The following is a 16,080-nucleotide window of genomic DNA, read 5'->3' on the forward strand; positions in this document are numbered from 1 at the left end:
CCACGGCCGGGCCGCTTCATTTGTGCCTTGGTACCTGGTGACAGGTCTTCCTCTGCACATTCTCAACGCAATAGGGCGGGCACTTCCTATTCGGAAGTACCCGCCCTATTGTGCCTGCGAGGAGCCTGTCTCAGCGCTTCGAGAGGATATACGTGCGATCGTTGCCGACGTACCAGAGATCCTCTGTGCCGATTGCGACGTCGCCATAGCGCCATGGAATCTCCGCTGCTCCGAAGGATCCGACCTGCAGCACGTGCTTGTACCCGGGCCGCAGTTCATTGGCGAACGATTCCTGCTTGCCCATGAGGTGTCCGACATTGCGCTTGCGGTACTCCGTGTTGAAGTCCACGTCTTCTCCGAGCATGCCGATTTCGACCATGCGCTCGAGGTGAGGTGCCAGGTAGTCCAAGGTCCCTTCGTGGACGTCTTCGCAGACCACCCCGGGCTTCAGTTGACCGATGATGCCCTCACGCACGACATCGAAGAAGAACTCATAGGCCTGTATCGCACCCTCGGTGCGCGGCAGCGAGCGTGCCATGTCAGATGTCGCAACGGTGACACCGTCGAAGGTGATGCGCACACCGGCGTCGAGCTGAATGCACTTGGTGTCGTCGTTGATCGGGAAATCGACCGGAGGCCCAGGGAAGAGCATCCGGTTCGATGAGTGCAGATTCGTGAAATAGGGCTCGATCGCGAAGGGAATCGCATTGTCCGTCCGGAACTCGACGATCTTATCGACGTAACGCGCATAGATGTCCAGCTCGGTGAATTCCTCGCCTGCTGCCAAAGAGTCCTTGGCCCAACTCAGCGCCTCCTCGATGGCGAAGACGCTGCACCTGGCAGCGACGACCTGGAATCCCAGATCTTCGTGATCGCGGATGTCCCGCCAGTGTCCGAGCGGAGTCGAGAGCTCGCTCACGTCGGCACCTTCGGATTCCAGTTCCAGCACCAGTCCGGTCGGAATCCATTCTTCCTCGACGCCGATCTTAGTGCCGTGTGCAAGTGCCACAGCGCCGGCGCCGTACCCGGCGAACCGACCAACCGGAGTGCCTCCCACGCCATGAGCGGTTTCGGGTGCGAGCACATAGAGCTTTTCATCGCGTGCAGACCATAGGGCCAGCTGGTCCCCGCCCTGCCGAGCCCCGACGACTTCGCTGAAGTTCGGGGGCGCTGAGATGAGGACGGCGTCGAGACTCTCGTTCTTCGCCAGAGACTGCAATGCCTCATAGCGTGTATCGGTCTCTGATTGGATCTCCTTGGCGAGATCCGAAAGATGGTCGACGTCCTGGATGAGCCTCTTGGCGGTCTCGGCTCCGAGCCTGCGCCACTGTGCGAACCGTTCGAGCACAGCCTCGGTGTCAACCTCATAGGCCACGACCGGAGTGGTCGGCTGCTTGTCGGCAACGACGTCGAGGCTCTTCGATAGGGCCGAGTAGTGCTTCATGACGACATCGGACGCAAGACCGACCTGTTCGCCATCAGCCAGCTCGCCCACCAGGGTTGTCAGTGATGCAGATGCGGGGGTGTCGGCGACGATCCGCGGATCGATCGTCACCCATGGCGCATAGAACCTCATTCGATCCTTCGGAACTCCGGCGGACAGCGCATTTCCCTGTTCCTGCTGACGTACGAGCAGAACCTCACCCTCGGAGGTATCAGCGACGATCGGGGCGACCAGAGGGCTCGAATCAAGCCGAATCGCAGAGAACAGCAGACTCTTCTGGGCATTCAGTCCGAAGGAATCCGCCAGGCGCGCCTTGTCTGTTGTCAGTTTGATCATTGTGTATCCAACTCCATATGTTTTTCGTGAGACTCGTTCGTCTCTTGCGGTGCGAATGGCATCCGAAGTCGAATGGATTTCGGGCGGTCGGCCATCCGTCAGGTGTTTTCGTCGAGCTGAGAAGGCTGAGCGGGCAGCCCGCTCAGCTGATTCCTGCCGTCACTCCGATGTGTGATTCGATTTCCGCGACATAGTGGGCGAAGTCCTCCGAGAACTTGTGCTCCTTCGCGCGCGGACGTTCGATGTCGATCTTGACGTCGGCGATGATTCGTCCGGGCCGGTCTCCGACAACCACAACGCGGTCTCCCAACCACACCGCCTCGGAGATGCTGTGGGTGACGAAGAGGACACTGCAGCCCGTGCGGCGCCAAATGCGTTGGATCTCGAAATTCATCGAATCTCGTGTCATGGCGTCGAGGGCGCCGAAGGGCTCGTCCATGAGCAGGATCTCCGGGCGCGAAACCAATGCCCGGCAGATAGCGACTCGCTGCTGCATGCCACCACTGAGTTCGTAGGAGTATCGGGTCGCCTTCTCCCCAAGTCCGACCATGTGCAGCAGTTCCATGGCATGCTCCTTGGACTCCGGAGTGACGGAATCACGAAACTCCAGGGGCAACAGCACGTTGTCGAGGTTGTTGCGCCATGGCAGGAGCACCGGGCTCTGAAACACCATGCCGATATCCTTGAGAGCCTCGCTGATCTCGCGACCACGGATGAGGATCTCTCCCTCCGTGGCGTCTTGGAGTCCGGAGATGGTGTTGAGCAGTGTGGTCTTTCCACTGCCTGACTGCCCGACGATCGAAACGAACTCTCCGGGGTTGACGTGGAAATCGAGATCTTTGAGGACCACGTTCTCCTGACCGTCTCGGGAGGTGTAGGTCTTGCCGACGTTATTGACTGAAATCGCGTAATCAGCGGTCATGGTCATTCTCCATTCACTTGGTGGGGGCCGCTACGTCTTCGTCGTGGCGAATCGGATCGATGTAGTCATTGGAATAGATGTCATCGACCGTGAGCTCGGTCGAATCCTCGAGGCCCAGGAAGTCGGTGGCCACGGTAAGCATCTGCTGGACGCCGTCGTCACTCATCGTGCCGAACTGATCATCGGCATCTCCGGTGGCCCAGTTGAGTTCGCACTGAGACTTGAGCGCATAGGTCACAGTGTCTGCTTCATAGCCCTGGACTTCCTTTGTGAAGTCTTCGGCGGTCTGATCTGGGTTCTCACATGCCCAGAGGAAACCCTTCTGCATGGCCCTGTTGAACCTCTTAACTCGGTCAGGGTCGTTGCCGAGAGCCTCGTCTGAGACCACGATTCCGTTGCCATAGAGATCAATTCCGACATCGGACCACTTGAGTATGTTCGCCTTCTCACCGAGCGCCATGAGCGCTGGCTCATCCGACACGTAGAGGGCAAGGTTCGCATCCCACCGGTCTGCCAGGAGTCCGGGTATCTTCGACTCACCTGTTGCGTGGACGACGTTGACGTCTTCCTCTTTGAGTCCACTCCGTTCGATCGCGAGTGGCCACATGGCCGTCATGGCTCCGGCACCTTCGGTGGCTACGGTTTTGCCCTTCATGTCCTCCCAGGATTCGATGCCTGAGCTTTCGAGGGCAATCGTCGCGTAGGCCGAGCGCGCCTGGAGCAGGTTCACCTGTTTGACCTGTGCCCCTTTGCCTTGGCTGAGGATCGTGGCGCCGAAGTCGGCCCAACCGGCATCGACTCGCCCCGTCTCGACCGAGGTCACCGTGTTCGTCGAACCCGACCCGGGCATGAGCGAGACGTCGAAGCCTTCTTCTTCAAAGAACCCCTCCGCCTCGGCGGCGAAGAACGGTGCGTGCTTGGGCAGATAGGCGACGTCGACCATGAGGTTGAAGTCATCGAGACCGTCCTCCGGTGCACAACCTGCCAGACCCACGACGGAAAGGAGGAGCGGAGCAACAAGAAGCTTCTTCATGATATGCATCGTTCCGCGCCTCATTTCGTGTAGTTCTTCCACGGCAGCAACTTCTTCGACACGAGGTCGATGATGAAGAAGAGCAGAAGAGCAATGGCTGCAAGGACAATGAAGGCTGCGAACATCGACGGCAGGTCCACCTGGGCGTTGGCCAGCAGAATGACGTAGCCGAGTCCCTTGGAGCCCGCAATGAACTCACCGACGACTGCACCGCCGACGGCAAGCGAGATTGAGATCTTCGCGCCAGTGAAGATCGAGGGGAGCGCATAGATGAAGTCGATCTTCATCATCTTCTTCAGCTTCGATGCACGGTTGATACGCGCCAGATCCTGAAGTTCGTGGGGTACCGAGTTCAGCCCGTCGAATGTATTGATGACGAGCGGGAAGAATGCGATGGCCATCGCCACAAAGGCCTTCGATTCGAAGCCGAAGCCGAACCACACGATGAATAGGGGCGCCAGCGCGACCTTAGGAATCGTATCGATGGCGATGAGTGCCGGGTAGAGGAAGGGCCGCAGGAACGAAGCATAGTAGAGCAGCGCCCCGCAAAGAACACCCAGTGCTGTACCGAGAGCGAAGCCCGCGAGCCCCTCTTGCAGTGTGGTCAGTGCGTTGAGCGCGAAATAGCCGGGATTAGTGAATAGTTCTTCGAATGCAGAGACCGGACCGACGAGCAGATACTTCGGGAATTTGAAGATGAAAACCACTAGTTCCCATAGCGCGAACAGCGCGACGAGTCCCACAACTGCCTTGATGCCTGCAGAGACTGACTCAGACTTGATCAGTGACTGCTTCGGTTGTTTCCGCGGACTCACCGGAGGAGGGCCGGCCTCCACGTGTCGAACTGCATCGGCTTCGATGCGAGGTGTGGTGGTCATCGGCGATCCCTCCATTGGGTCGTGGTCCATGAACAAAATTGGCAGTGCGTATGTGACGTGGAACAACTGTGGTGCGTTCCAGTATTCGTGAATTAGTAATGCCTGTCCAAGATTGTTTTCGCATGTTTCAATACCCTGAAGGAATCACTGAGTGCCGACTCCTCACCACGAATGCCGCCTTTTCATCGACGAGACAGAAGGTCGGGGAGCTCGAACTGTGCCCCGAGATCCCCGACCTTCTGCTGACGTTATGCATAAGACGCCATTAGGCTCAGCCCCGCGCTGTCGCCAAGTCCTCCCGGAAGGCACGGCCGGCTGCGCCGATGTCCCCCGCCGAGGTGATGAAGCGGAAACCCTGTTCCTTGCGAGTCCTGGCCTCCGCACCATCACCGCAGTGGATGCCTGGGATGATGCCGGCTTTGTCAGCTGCCGTGCGGATCCGGGCGACCGCCTCGGCGTGGGCGTCATTGGGCTGACCGGGCAGAGCATCGACGGCGAAGGCGAGGTCTGCGGGGCCGACATAGACGCCGTCGATTCCGGGAGTCTCACAGATCTTCTCGACGTTCGCCAGGCCTTCCTTGTTCTCGATCATGACGATGAGCAGTGGCCGCTCGTCGCGGGTGTCCTGCACCGCGTTGTGCATGAGTTCAGCGGTCGGGCCCCAGGAACGGTCGCCTCCTCGGCTCGGGTAATCGAGGGCGGCAACGGCAGCCTCCGCATCAGCGACTGAGGACACCAGCGGCACGATGACCGCCTCGACGCCGGCGTCGGCGAGCATCCCGATCTCGGTGAAGCGGTTCGCCGCAACTCGGGCAGTGACCAGGGCGGATCCGCTGGCACGGATGGCATCTGTGAGCCGCAGAACATCGGTGGCTCGGGTGAAGCCGTGCTGCATGTCGAGGCACACATAGTCGTAGCCTGCGGCCGATCCGATCTTCGCGAGCTCCTGGCTCGTCGACATCATCCACAGTCCGTTGTAGATCTCTCCGGCGGCGAGGCGAGCGCGGTGGGCTTCCAATGCTTCAGTCATATGTGCATCGAATCACACGCGGCTCGCCGTTGCCAGGGATGCCCGGCATCCGGATCATCCCGGTACTGCATCAAATACTCGACTGTCCCACGAGATCGTCGAGTGCTTCGAGGATGTGGCGATACGGCTTCCCTGTCGCCCGTGTCATCCCGATCTCACACGTCCGATTCGTCGAGGCGTGGACGTCCGCGCTGATCGATTCGACCTCGGCTGCTTCGTCCTTCGTCGCCGAGGCGGTGAGTTCGGGATGGAGCATGCCCCGATCCCCGGCGAAGGCACAGCACCCCCAGGAATCGGGCACGCTGACCTCATCGGCGATGGACCCGGCGAGCGCGCTCAGGTCCTCGTTGATTCCCAGCTGGGTCGACGAGCATGTCGGGTGGAGGATGATCGACGGCAGACGATGCCCCGTCGAGAGCACACCTCGGTCCTGCAATGCAGGGAGCAGCGTCTGCTTGGCGAAGGCCACCGCATCGATGATCTCGAAGTCCTCCGTCGCGTCGCCACCATCGCCGCTTACGTCGCCATCGCCGCTGTCGGTCGACCCGGTCGAGTCGCCGAGGAGCACGCGCAACCCCTCCGTGCATGAGGACGCATCACAGACGACGGGGATTCGTCCACCGTCGGTGGCCTCCCACAGCTCTCTGCGGACGTACTTGCGCATCGTGGCAAATCCCTCGGCCATCCCCTTCGACTTCCACGGGGTGCCGCAGCACAGGGAGGGAATGCCCCGCGGCGTGCGCAACGAGATCCCGGCTCGTTCGCACAGGCGACGGAAGGCACCGGCAACCCCATCACCTCTGCCGCCGTCTTCGGGCCCGAACATCGTGTTCGTGCAGCTGGAGAACCACACGACGTCCGGATTCGACGCCGAGACGGCCACACGCTTAGACCCTCCGGCCGGAAGATCAGCGGAGTAGCTGGGCACAGTGTCATCACCCAGAAGTCTGCGACCGATGCCCGTGGCCGTCGCGGGAAGCTGCGCAGGCATCGCCTTCGCGGAGCTCAATGCAACTCCCCCAACAGAGCTGACCAGCCCCCACGCTTTGGCGGCAGTGTTCCAGCCCGTCTCTTCGATCGCGTTCGTGTTCTCCTGCCGCAGCCTGCGCACAAGATCCCCGGTGTTGATGAAGACCGGGCACGCCGTTTGGCACATGCCGTCGACGGCGCAGGTGTCGACCCCGTCGTAGTCGTATTCACTGCGCAGGGTCCGGGTCAGCTCCTCGTCCCCTGCCGCCTCGGCGCGGGCGATCTCGCGTCGCAGAACGATGCGTTCGCGCGGGGTCAGCGTGAGATCGCGGCTGGGACACACGGGTTCGCAGTACCCACATTCGACGCAGCGGTCGACCTCCGCCTCGGTGGTCGGTGTGGTCTTGAGATCGCGCAGATGCGCCTTCGGGTCGTCGCTGAGCAGGACACCCGGGTTGAGCAGGGACTGCGGATCGACCAGCTCCTTGACCCGTGTCATCACTGCGTAGAGATCGTCACCGACCTGGCGCCTGACGAACGGTGCCATGATCCTCCCGGTGCCGTGTTCGGCCTTGAGCGTTCCCCCACGTGAGAGGACGAGGTCGACCATCTCCTCGGTGAATGCCGCGTACCGACCGAGGTCGAAGTCCTCGCCGCCGGTTCCACTCCCGAATTCCTCGGTGATCATGAAGTGGATGTTGCCGTCCTTCGCGTGCCCGAAGATCACGGCATCGGCGTAGTCGTACTGGTCGAACAGCTCGCTCAGAGCAGTGCAGGTCTCGCCGAGGCGGTCGACCGGAACCGCGATGTCCTCAAGCAGTGCAGCGGTGCCCGAGGGACGGTTGCCGGCGACTGCTGTGAACAGCCCTTTGCGGGTGTGCCACAGCGCCGATCGCCGTCGCGGATCGATCGTGAGCTCGGCTGGTCGGCTCAGTGAGAATGTGTCGAAGACCGGAAACGCCGCAGACACGACCCGGCCGAGGCCTTCCTCCGTCTCTTCCTGGAATTCGACGAGCAGGGCGCAGTGCGAGTCCACGTCGAGGTCCCTGATCTCCTCCGGACATTTCTCGTCTCGTTGGGCGACCCGCAGACTCGTGGCGTCGAGGAGCTCAACGGTGGCAGCACCGGTGGCGATGATCTCCGGGAGCACCGAGGTGGCCGTGGGCAGATCGTCGAAGACGAGCAGACCTGTCGAGGCGTGGGCCAGCAGCGGCACGGTGCGGAAGGTCGCCTCGGCGACGAAGGCGAGTGTCCCCTCGCTGCCGATGACCAGATGTTCGAGGATGCGCACCGGGTCATCATGGTCGAGGAACGAGTTGAGGCCGTAGCCCATGGTGTTCTTGATGGAGTGGAGCTGCGTGATCCGCGCGACCGCCTCGGCGTCGGCCCGGATCCGATCTCGGAGTTCGGCCAGACCCGCGTGGATAGCTGGTTCCCGTCTCCGCAGCAGCTCATCAGCGTCTGCCGCCGAGGTGTCGAGAACGGTTCCGCCGGGAAGGACGAGCACGGCCGAGTCAAGCGTCTGATAGGTGTTCGCTTCGATCCCGCAGGCCATGCCGGAGGAGTTGTTGGCGACGACTCCGCCGATGGTGCAGGCGATCTCGCTGGCCGGGTCCGGCCCCAGTTTGCGCCCATGCCGCAGCAGCCGCGCGTTCACAGCCCTGACCACGGCCCCGGGCCCGCAGCGGACCCGGGCACCGTCGTCGAGGACGTCGATGTCCCTGAAATGCCTTCTCGTGTCGACGAGCACCCCGTCCGAGACGGACTGCCCGGACAGGCTGGTCCCACCCGAGCGGAAGGTCATCGGCACCCCGCTCCGCCGTGAGGCCGAGAACAGTGCCGCCACCTCCTCGAGGTTGCACGGCTTCACCACGGCCTGCGGTGTCAGCAGGTAGTGGGAAGCGTCGTGTGCGGCGGCCAGCCGGTCGCTGGCGCGGGTGCCGACCTCATCGGCTGCGGCCCGCAGATGATCGATGAGTCCCGTGTCGGCGGGAGAAAGCAGGGACATGTGGTTCCTTCCTAAAGCTGCTGAGTCCGCAGCTGTTCGGCGATGTATTCGGCCTGCCGGATCGCCAGTGCGACGATGGTCAGAGTCGGATTGGCCGCCGCGCTTGAGGTGAAGACCGAACCGTCGGAGATGAAGAGGTTCTTCACATCGTGGGAGCGACCCCATTTGTCGACCACGCCGTCCTCAGGTCGTTCGCTCATTCTCGCGGTGCCCAGATTGTGCGTCGACGGATACGGCGGTGTCCGATGCGAGGTCTGCGCCCCGACCGCCCTGTAGACGCTCTCACCTGCAGCGTAGCCGTGTTCACGCATTGCCAGGTCGTTGACGTGATCGTCGTAGTGGACGTTCGGGACGGGAAGACCATGCTGATCCTTGACCGTGGTGTTCAGTGTGATCCGGTTGGACTCCTGCGGCAGGTCCTCTCCGACGATCCACATGCCGGCCGTGTTGAGGTAGCGATCCATGAGCGCGGCGAAGTCAGGACCCCAGGCGCCGGGCTCGACGAATGCCGACATGAAGGCCGGGCCCAGTGCGATCGTCTCCATGTAGTAGCCTCCTGCGAATCCGCGGTCGGGATCGTGGATCGACTCATCGGCGATGACGCCGGCCATGGTCTCGCCCCGGTACATTCGCACAGGCTTGTCGAAGTGCCCCCACACTGTCCCGGTGAGGTGGCGCATGTAGTTTCGCCCCACCTGTCCCGAGGAGTTCGCGAGCCCGTCGGGGAAGCTCGGTGTGCCCGAGAGGAGCAGCAGCCTGGGCGTTTCGATCGAGTTTCCGGCCACGCACACCAGCTTGGCGGCCTGACGCTGCAGATTTCCTTCCCCGTCGAGGTAGAGGACGGCGTCGGCGTTCCCTTCTGAATCATGGGTGATCTGGACAGCCTGAGAATCGGGACGGAGATCGAGCAGGCCCGTCTCCGCTGCTCGTGGAATCTCTCTGACCAGGGTCGACCATTTCGACTTGTTCTTGTCTCCCTGGAAGTTGAAACCATCCTGGATCGAAGCGGGACGCCCATCGTATTCCTCGGCATTGGTGGCATAGGGGCCAGTGGCGTAGTAGCGGTACCCGACCTCTTTCGCACCGTTGGCGAAGACCTTGTAGTTGTTGTTCGCCGGCAGGGGCGGACGTCCGTGGACGTGAGTCGAACCCATCGATTTCTCGGCTCGGTCGTAGTACGGAGCCATCTCTTCGAGCGTGATCGGCCAGTCGAGGAGATTGGCTCCCTCGATGCGTCCATAGGCGCTGCGGGCACGGAACTCATGATTCTTGAAACGCGGGGTGGCTCCGGACCAGTGGGTCGTCGTGCCTCCGACGGCCTTGACGATCCATGCCGGCAGGTTGGGGAAGTCCTGCGCGATTCGCCATGATCCTGTCGTCGTCCGCGGATCCAGCCAGGCCATCTGGTTGAACGCTTCCCATTCGTTGTTGACGTAATCGTCATGTCCCAGATGGGGACCTGCTTCGAGGACGACGACGGGAATTCCCTTGGCCGTCAGCTCATACGCGAGGGTGCCACCTCCGGCGCCTGACCCGATGATGACGACTGCCTCGTCGTTCTGGTCGATGCTGTAGCCGGTGACACTGCCACCGGACGCTGGTTTCGCTGCCATCATCTCTTCACCTCGCCCATGTCGGCCTGCTCAGCGCTCGGCTGATTCGTCGATTCGTCTGCCACGTTGACCGTCTGCGGTCCCAGGTGCGCACCCGGGCCGAGTTCCGGCAGGTCCTCGCCTTCCGGATAGAGGATGCGCGGTTCGGGCAGCCAGTCCAGATCGTTGAATCCTCGATTGACATAGCCGCCGAGGTCGAACGACGGTCCTTGGTATCCCAGGATCTCCCACACCTCTTCGTCGTCGTAGAGGCCGAGTGCCGCGGTGCGGCGAACGAATCCGAAGAACTCCGTGCCTTCGACCCGGCGCAGCACCCGCAGGGCTTCGTCGTCATTGAGTGAGCAGAAGCTCTTATCCGAGAGCTGATCAAGTGACTGCAGACCCTGGATCAGTGCCACCCGGAACCAGGTCTCAGCGTCGGCTTCGACGAGGATCTTGTCGGCGGTCCGTTCATAGGGTCCATCGGGAAAATTCTCATGTGGAAACGCCACACGCAGAACTCTGACGAGTGTTCGCCGAGCTTCATCGGTCATCTCCATCGCATTCAGCGACGGAAATTTGGCGGGGAATGCCATCTGGTGCTCCTTTGCTCCTCTTCTGGTGTCCCGGTGCTGATGTCTCGCTGGTCCCGGGCACCTTTGCCGAACCGGTCACAAGCAACCTATGTGATCCGTAACACCAGCCGCTATCCTTATTCTCGCGAGGCGATAATCATAGGAGCGCAAATGTCGAACAGTGCAGTCATCCATCGGACCTTCTCCGTGCTCGAGGCGGTGTCCGCTTCCGGCAGCGCCTCGGCGAAGACCGTGGCCGACCGTCTGGAGATCCCTCTTCCCACGGTGTATCGCCTGCTCCACGAACTCGAAGACTGCAACTACCTCGTCTATCTCAAGGAAGACAAGTGCTTCGAGCTCGGGCCGAAGTGCTTTGAACTCGGCCTCTCCTTCCAGCAGCGTCTCGTTGCACCGCACCCCATCCGCCAGATCACCGATGAGCTGCATCGCAGCTTGGGCACGGCCGCCTATTTCGCGATCTATCGCGGGTCGGACATTCTGCTCACCTACTCCTCCGACTGCGAGAAGCATCCGCGGCTCCGTCCCTTGCGCTTCGGCTTCCATGAGGCTGCCCACGCGACCGCCTTCGGCAAGATCCTGCTCTCGGCCATGCCCGAGGCTCAGCGCACCGAGTACCTGGACGCGCGTGGGATGCAGGTGCTCACTCCACATACGATCGTGCGGCGAGATCTTCTCGACATCCATCTGGAAGAGGTGGCCACCAGAGGCATCGCGTGGGAACACGACGAGTTCCTGCCACGGCAGACCTGCGCCGCGGTTCCCGTCCGCAACGGCACCGGCATGCAGGTCGGGGCGATCGCTGTGAGTACCCCGTCGAGCAAGGCGAACGGACGGATGAAGGTACTCGAGTCGACCCTGCGTCAGCATGCCGGGCTGTGTTCGAGGTATCTGCGCGGCGGCACCCATCGAGAGGCCTCCTGAGGCGCCCATTTCAGTTTCTCGTCACATGAGAACGCCTGTATTCTCTTCGGTCCGTTCCCACACAGACTGATCGTGCTCACTCAAGGACGAGACACGAAGGGGTACAACTATGAGCACAACCAACAGCATTGCCGTCGTCACAGGATCAGCACGAGGAATCGGACAGGGCATCGCACAGCGCCTCGGTGCCGACGGACATCACGTCATCGTGGCCGACCTTCCCACAATGCAGGAGGGAGTACAGGAGACGGTATCGACCATCGAAGCCGCCGGCGGCAAGGCCACCGGAGCCGAAGTCGACGTCACCGATCAGGCCTCGGTGGACGCACTCGTGGCCACCGCCGTCGAGGTCGGCGGAAAGCTCGACGTCTTCGTGGCCAATGCCGGCATCGCTCAGGTCGAACCCCTCATCGACTACTCGAAAGAGGATTTCGAGAAGATCCTCAACGTCAACATCACCGGCGTATTCCTGTCCTACCAGGCCGCTGCCAAGCAGATGATCGAACAGGGCAACGGCGGAAAGATCATCGGCGCGGCGTCGATCGTCGCCTTCCGCCCGTTCGCACTGCTCTCACCCTATTCGGCCACCAAGTGGGCTGTGCGAGGACTGACGCAGGGCGCCGCGATGGAATGGGCGAAACACGGGATCACCGTCAACGCCTACGGACCAGGCATTGTGGGAACCTCGATGTGGGATCTCATCGATGAGAAGCTCGGAGAACAGGAGGGATTGGCCAAAGGGGAAGCAATCAAGAAGTACGCGGGAGACATCCTCCTCGGACGTGTATCGGTTCCCGAGGATGTCGCGAACCTCGTATCGTTCCTCTCCAGCGAGGACTCGGACTACATCACCGGCCAGACCATGCTCGTCGACGGCGGCATGCAGTTCTCCTGAGACACACCGCACCTCAACCAGCACCAGTGTCGGCGAAGACCCCGCCGACCCAATCAGCTACGAAAGGATCCACATGATTTTCATCGTCGTCAAGTTCCAGGTCAAGCCCGAGAAGGCCGAGGAATGGCCGCAGATCACCAAGGAGTTCACCGAGGCGACGCGAGCCGAGCCGGGAAACAAATGGTTCGACTGGTCACGCAGCCTCGACGACCCCAATGAATACGTGCTCGTCGAAGCCTTCGATGACGACGCTGCCGAAGCGCACGTGAAGTCCGACCACTTCCAGAAGGCGACCGCAGACGGCGGACCGATGAACAGCGCCCTCGTGTCCACTCCGAAGATCATCTCTCGCCAGATCGACGGTGAGGGCTGGGACGAGATGGGCGAGCTTCAGGTCGACTGACCCCTGCTGGTCTCCCGGCACGGAGCCCCGACGCCCCTGTGTCGGGAGATCAGGCTCGGGCCTTCACCTCCGGCAGGTAGCCAGCTTGCTTCTCCACCCACTCATCGAGGATCGCAGCGCGCTCGTCGAATTTCGCCGTCGGGAATGAAAGACCAGCGGTGGGAACACTGGCGCCAAGTTCCACGAGGAGCGGCCTCAGTGTGAAATCCACGGCCAGCTGATGTGCGGGCGAACCGATGGTGAAGACCGGGATCGCGGTGACGCCGTGCAGTCCACCGGCGTCGTAGCGGTCAAGGAACGCCTTGAGCAGGCCGGTGTAGCTCGCCTTGTACGTGGGCGTCGCGATCACGGCGTAGGTCGAAGTCTGCAGCTGGTCGGTGAGCGCGCTCAGCTTGGACGACTCCCACTCGAAGATCTCGTCGGTCACCTCGGCGAGCTCAATGGTCGAACCGGTATCCGCGCCTGTCAGAGCCGCTATGCGCTCCGCAAGATCTTCGGCGATCTGACGCGTCCTCGATCCGGGATTGGGGTTGCCGACGACTGTTGTGATTCGCGTTCCCATGGGTATTCCTCGCCTCATATGCTCACCAGCTGGAGGTGATGATGAGCACAACACTAAGAGGGGCCGGCAGAGGCAGCGGGATCACTGTTCATCTGACGTCATGCGCGATGCTTCTCGCACCGTACTCGGACCCATCGCCGGATCGGGCATGGCGCTCTACTTGGCGGGGGCCGCAACCGCGCAGCACCTCACGCCCGTCCCGCCCCTCATTCAGACCGACGTGCTCCCAGGGCCAATCGCGCGATATCCCTGAGAACTGCGAACTCTTCGCTGTCCTCGAGCAGCCCTTTGAGTTCGACCGCAGCCTGGCCCAGTACGGCCCGGTAGGCGCCGGCGACATTGTCCGGTTCCCGAGTCAGCGGGTAGGACACGCACAAGGCAAGGATGGCTCCGCCGACGGTGAAGGCCACGCTCGCCGAGGCGGTTCCCTTCACCCGTGCCTGTTTCGTGGCGTAGAACTCCTGTGGGTTGCCCGGGCCGCACAACGCCAGTGCGGCAGAGCCGCCGTCGACGAGAGAGAGGACGGTGCCGACGCTGCGGGAGACGCGGAGTTCGTGGTCGGCTTCGACGTTGCGCACGCACACCCGGTCCTCACCGACACGGACCCACAGCTGCACCGACTCACTGGTCAGAGTTCGCAGATGCTCGAGCACCGAGTTCGTCGTTGCGATGCTGCGTCTGCCCGGGAACGGCCCCAGGCGCAGCAGCCCGTTGTTGTCGCGGACGATGAAGCGGTGAGTGCGCAGATCTGCCAGCAGCCGGTAGGTCGTGGACTTCGAATACCCCAGACGACGGCACACCTCGGCGGCGGTCATCGGTGAGTCCTGCAGTGCTGTGAGGATCGCGGCACTGCGGTCGATGACGCCGATCTCCTTCGACGAGGCGGTGCCACCAGACGAGGCAGACGCAACGGAAGAGACCTCGGAGCTGCCAGTGGTCGAGGAGTTATCAGTCATGGGGTTCTCTTTCATGCCACGCTCACATCGGCCAACAGCTGGCGGCGGCGCACCCACCAGCGGAAGATGATGGGTCCGACGATGCCCAGGATCATGAGCACGATGATCGACAGTGACACTGGTCGGGTCAGCAACGGCATGAACGATCCGCCCGAGATCTGGAGCATGCGCCGGAAGTTGTCCTCCAGCAGCGGCACCAGGACGAGGGCCAGGATGGACGGTGCCAGTGGGATTCCGCCCTTGTCCATGAGATAGCCGATGACGCCGAAGATGCCGAGCAGCATCAGTCCGAACAGGCTGAATTCGATCGCGTAGGCGCCGATGGCCACGAGGACGAGGATTGAGGAGAACAGGATCTCCTTGGGCATCTTCAGCAGTTTGACGAAGACACCCACGAGCGGCAGGTTGAGGATGATCAGGGCCACGTTGCCGATGTACATGCTGGCGATGATCGTCCAGATCAGGCCCGACTCGTCGCGGAAGATCAGCGGTCCCGGCTGCAGTCCGTACATGGTGAAGACGAAGAGCAGCAGGGCCGTGGTCGCCGATCCCGGGATGCCGAGGCTGAAGAGCGGAATCATGGCACCGCCGACTCCGGCGTTGTTCGCGGCCTCGGGTCCGGCGACGCCTTCGATGGCACCGTGGCCGAACTCGGACTTCCGCTTCGAGATCCGCTTCTCCATGATGTAGGACATGAACGAGGCCAGGGACGGGCCGACTCCGGGCAGGATGCCGATGATGAAGCCGAGCACCGAGCCGCGGGCCCAGGGCATGGCCGAGCGCTGCCAGTCCTGCTTCGTCATCCATTTGTCGTCTCCGAAGCTCTGAATCATGTCTTTGGCTCCGCGCCCCGATGCGAGGTTGCGGATCGCCTCGGGGATGGCGAAGAGTGCCATGGCGAAGATCGTGAAGTCGATGCCGTCGGAGAGCAGGCTCATGCCGAAGGTCTGGCGCGGCAGGCCCGTCTGGAAGTCGAGACCGACGAGGCCGACGGCCAGGCCGATGAAGATCGAGATCAGGGCCTTCGCCCGCGAGCCGGACGACATCGTCGAGGCCAGCAGGAGTGCTGTGGCCATGAGCAGGAAGTATTCGGTGGAGCCGAAGACGTTCGCCAGCTTCACGAGCACGGGAGACAGGAACGTCAGCCCGATGATCGCCAGGGTCCCGGCGAGGAAGGATCCGATTGCGGCGGTCGCGAGCGCGGCCTTGCCCCGACCTCGGCGAGCCATTTCATAGCCTTCGATGGCGGTCACCGCACTGGCGACCTCACCAGGGGTTTTGATGAGTGTGGCGGTGATCGAGCCGCCGTACATGGACCCGTAGTAGATGCCGCAGAGCAGGATGAGGCCGTGCACCGGCTCCATCCCGAAGGACACCGGGATGAGAATGGCGATGGCAGAGATCGGGCCGATGCCCGGCAGCACGCCGACGACGGTGCCCAACAAGACGCCGAGGAGGGCGAAAGCGAGGCTTGAGGGTTCGAGTGCCGAGGCGAAGCCGCCGCCCAGATCGATGAGTGTGTCCATGCCCGCCCC

14 protein-coding genes are annotated in these 16,080 nt (G+C 62.2%); 3 read left to right on the top strand and 11 right to left on the bottom strand.

Features of this window, described 5'->3' with window-relative positions:
• Positions 1–130: 130 nt before the first annotated feature.
• The 8 genes from HU144_RS02630 to HU144_RS02665 form a co-directional block, all read right to left on the bottom strand.
• A complete protein-coding gene (locus tag HU144_RS02630) occupies positions 131–1,780 on the bottom strand; it encodes a M24 family metallopeptidase (protein WP_235350014.1) in 1,650 nt (549 codons plus the stop codon).
• Positions 1,781–1,922: 142 nt separating this feature from the next.
• Complete coding sequence (locus HU144_RS02635) at positions 1,923–2,702, bottom strand: ABC transporter ATP-binding protein (RefSeq protein WP_232488535.1); 780 nt, start codon at positions 2,700–2,702, stop codon at positions 1,923–1,925.
• Positions 2,703–2,715: 13 nt separating this feature from the next.
• Positions 2,716–3,735, bottom strand: coding sequence for an ABC transporter substrate-binding protein (locus HU144_RS02640; RefSeq protein WP_235350015.1), 1,020 nt, complete (start codon positions 3,733–3,735; stop codon positions 2,716–2,718).
• Positions 3,736–3,755: 20 nt separating this feature from the next.
• The gene (locus HU144_RS02645) at positions 3,756–4,613 is read right to left on the bottom strand and encodes an ABC transporter permease (RefSeq protein ID WP_235350016.1); all 858 of its coding nucleotides are present in this window, start codon (positions 4,611–4,613) and stop codon (positions 3,756–3,758) included.
• 271 nt (positions 4,614–4,884) lie between these two features.
• Positions 4,885–5,643: an HpcH/HpaI aldolase family protein gene (locus tag HU144_RS02650; protein WP_235350017.1), complete on the bottom strand. Its 759-nt coding sequence runs from the start codon at positions 5,641–5,643 to the stop codon at positions 4,885–4,887.
• 70 nt (positions 5,644–5,713) lie between these two features.
• A complete protein-coding gene (locus tag HU144_RS02655) occupies positions 5,714–8,620 on the bottom strand; it encodes an FAD-binding and (Fe-S)-binding domain-containing protein (RefSeq protein WP_235350018.1) in 2,907 nt (968 codons plus the stop codon).
• 11 nt (positions 8,621–8,631) lie between these two features.
• Entirely contained in the window at positions 8,632–10,233 is a 1,602-nt protein-coding gene (locus tag HU144_RS02660) for a GMC family oxidoreductase (protein WP_101557391.1), read from the bottom strand.
• Positions 10,233–10,808, bottom strand: a complete 576-nt coding sequence (locus tag HU144_RS02665) for a hypothetical protein (protein WP_092104744.1) — start codon at positions 10,806–10,808, stop codon at positions 10,233–10,235. The genes HU144_RS02660 and HU144_RS02665 overlap by 1 nt, the downstream gene beginning before the upstream one ends.
• A 150-nt stretch (positions 10,809–10,958) precedes the next feature.
• On the opposite strand from HU144_RS02665, the gene HU144_RS02670 reads away from it, so the two are divergent.
• The 3 genes from HU144_RS02670 (at position 10,959) to HU144_RS02680 (ending at position 13,027) form a co-directional block, all read left to right on the top strand.
• On the top strand, positions 10,959–11,729 hold the full coding sequence (locus tag HU144_RS02670; protein WP_235350019.1) for an IclR family transcriptional regulator: 771 nt from the start codon (positions 10,959–10,961) through the stop codon (positions 11,727–11,729).
• A gap of 109 nt (positions 11,730–11,838) precedes the next feature.
• Positions 11,839–12,624, top strand: coding sequence for an acetoin reductase (locus HU144_RS02675; protein ID WP_235350020.1), 786 nt, complete (start codon positions 11,839–11,841; stop codon positions 12,622–12,624).
• 73 nt (positions 12,625–12,697) lie between these two features.
• A complete protein-coding gene (locus HU144_RS02680; protein ID WP_092104748.1) occupies positions 12,698–13,027 on the top strand; it encodes a putative quinol monooxygenase in 330 nt (109 codons plus the stop codon).
• A 49-nt stretch (positions 13,028–13,076) separates the two neighbouring features.
• Here the strand turns inward: HU144_RS02680 and HU144_RS02685 are convergent, their stop codons facing one another.
• From HU144_RS02685 to HU144_RS02695, 3 genes are all read right to left on the bottom strand, one after another.
• On the bottom strand, positions 13,077–13,589 hold the full coding sequence (locus tag HU144_RS02685) for an NADPH-dependent FMN reductase (RefSeq protein ID WP_235350021.1): 513 nt from the start codon (positions 13,587–13,589) through the stop codon (positions 13,077–13,079).
• A 206-nt stretch (positions 13,590–13,795) separates the two neighbouring features.
• A complete protein-coding gene (locus tag HU144_RS02690; RefSeq protein WP_235350022.1) occupies positions 13,796–14,545 on the bottom strand; it encodes a helix-turn-helix domain-containing protein in 750 nt (249 codons plus the stop codon).
• An 11-nt stretch (positions 14,546–14,556) separates the two neighbouring features.
• Entirely contained in the window at positions 14,557–16,071 is a 1,515-nt protein-coding gene (locus HU144_RS02695) for a tripartite tricarboxylate transporter permease (RefSeq protein ID WP_235350023.1), read from the bottom strand.
• Between the last annotated feature and the right edge of the window lie 9 nt (positions 16,072–16,080).

The sequence above is a fragment of the Brevibacterium sp. UCMA 11752 genome, from assembly GCF_021532235.1.
Lineage (GTDB): Bacteria > Actinomycetota > Actinomycetes > Actinomycetales > Brevibacteriaceae > Brevibacterium > Brevibacterium antiquum.

What these genes read in the sequence shown, in the direction of transcription:
- HU144_RS02630 (WP_235350014.1), bottom strand. Translation starts at nt 1,780, where the DNA reads ATGATCAAACTGACAACAGACAAGGCGCGCCTGGCGGATTCCTTCGGA.
- HU144_RS02635 (WP_232488535.1), bottom strand. Translation starts at nt 2,702, where the DNA reads ATGACCGCTGATTACGCGATTTCAGTCAATAACGTCGGCAAGACCTAC.
- HU144_RS02640 (WP_235350015.1), bottom strand. Translation starts at nt 3,735, where the DNA reads ATGAAGAAGCTTCTTGTTGCTCCGCTCCTCCTTTCCGTCGTGGGTCTG.
- HU144_RS02645 (WP_235350016.1), bottom strand. Translation starts at nt 4,613, where the DNA reads ATGACCACCACACCTCGCATCGAAGCCGATGCAGTTCGACACGTGGAG.
- HU144_RS02650 (WP_235350017.1), bottom strand. Translation starts at nt 5,643, where the DNA reads ATGACTGAAGCATTGGAAGCCCACCGCGCTCGCCTCGCCGCCGGAGAG.
- HU144_RS02655 (WP_235350018.1), bottom strand. Translation starts at nt 8,620, where the DNA reads ATGTCCCTGCTTTCTCCCGCCGACACGGGACTCATCGATCATCTGCGG.
- HU144_RS02660 (WP_101557391.1), bottom strand. Translation starts at nt 10,233, where the DNA reads ATGGCAGCGAAACCAGCGTCCGGTGGCAGTGTCACCGGCTACAGCATC.
- HU144_RS02665 (WP_092104744.1), bottom strand. Translation starts at nt 10,808, where the DNA reads ATGGCATTCCCCGCCAAATTTCCGTCGCTGAATGCGATGGAGATGACC.
- HU144_RS02670 (WP_235350019.1), top strand. Translation starts at nt 10,959, where the DNA reads ATGTCGAACAGTGCAGTCATCCATCGGACCTTCTCCGTGCTCGAGGCG.
- HU144_RS02675 (WP_235350020.1), top strand. Translation starts at nt 11,839, where the DNA reads ATGAGCACAACCAACAGCATTGCCGTCGTCACAGGATCAGCACGAGGA.
- HU144_RS02680 (WP_092104748.1), top strand. Translation starts at nt 12,698, where the DNA reads ATGATTTTCATCGTCGTCAAGTTCCAGGTCAAGCCCGAGAAGGCCGAG.
- HU144_RS02685 (WP_235350021.1), bottom strand. Translation starts at nt 13,589, where the DNA reads ATGGGAACGCGAATCACAACAGTCGTCGGCAACCCCAATCCCGGATCG.
- HU144_RS02690 (WP_235350022.1), bottom strand. Translation starts at nt 14,545, where the DNA reads ATGACTGATAACTCCTCGACCACTGGCAGCTCCGAGGTCTCTTCCGTT.
- HU144_RS02695 (WP_235350023.1), bottom strand. Translation starts at nt 16,071, where the DNA reads ATGGACACACTCATCGATCTGGGCGGCGGCTTCGCCTCGGCACTCGAA.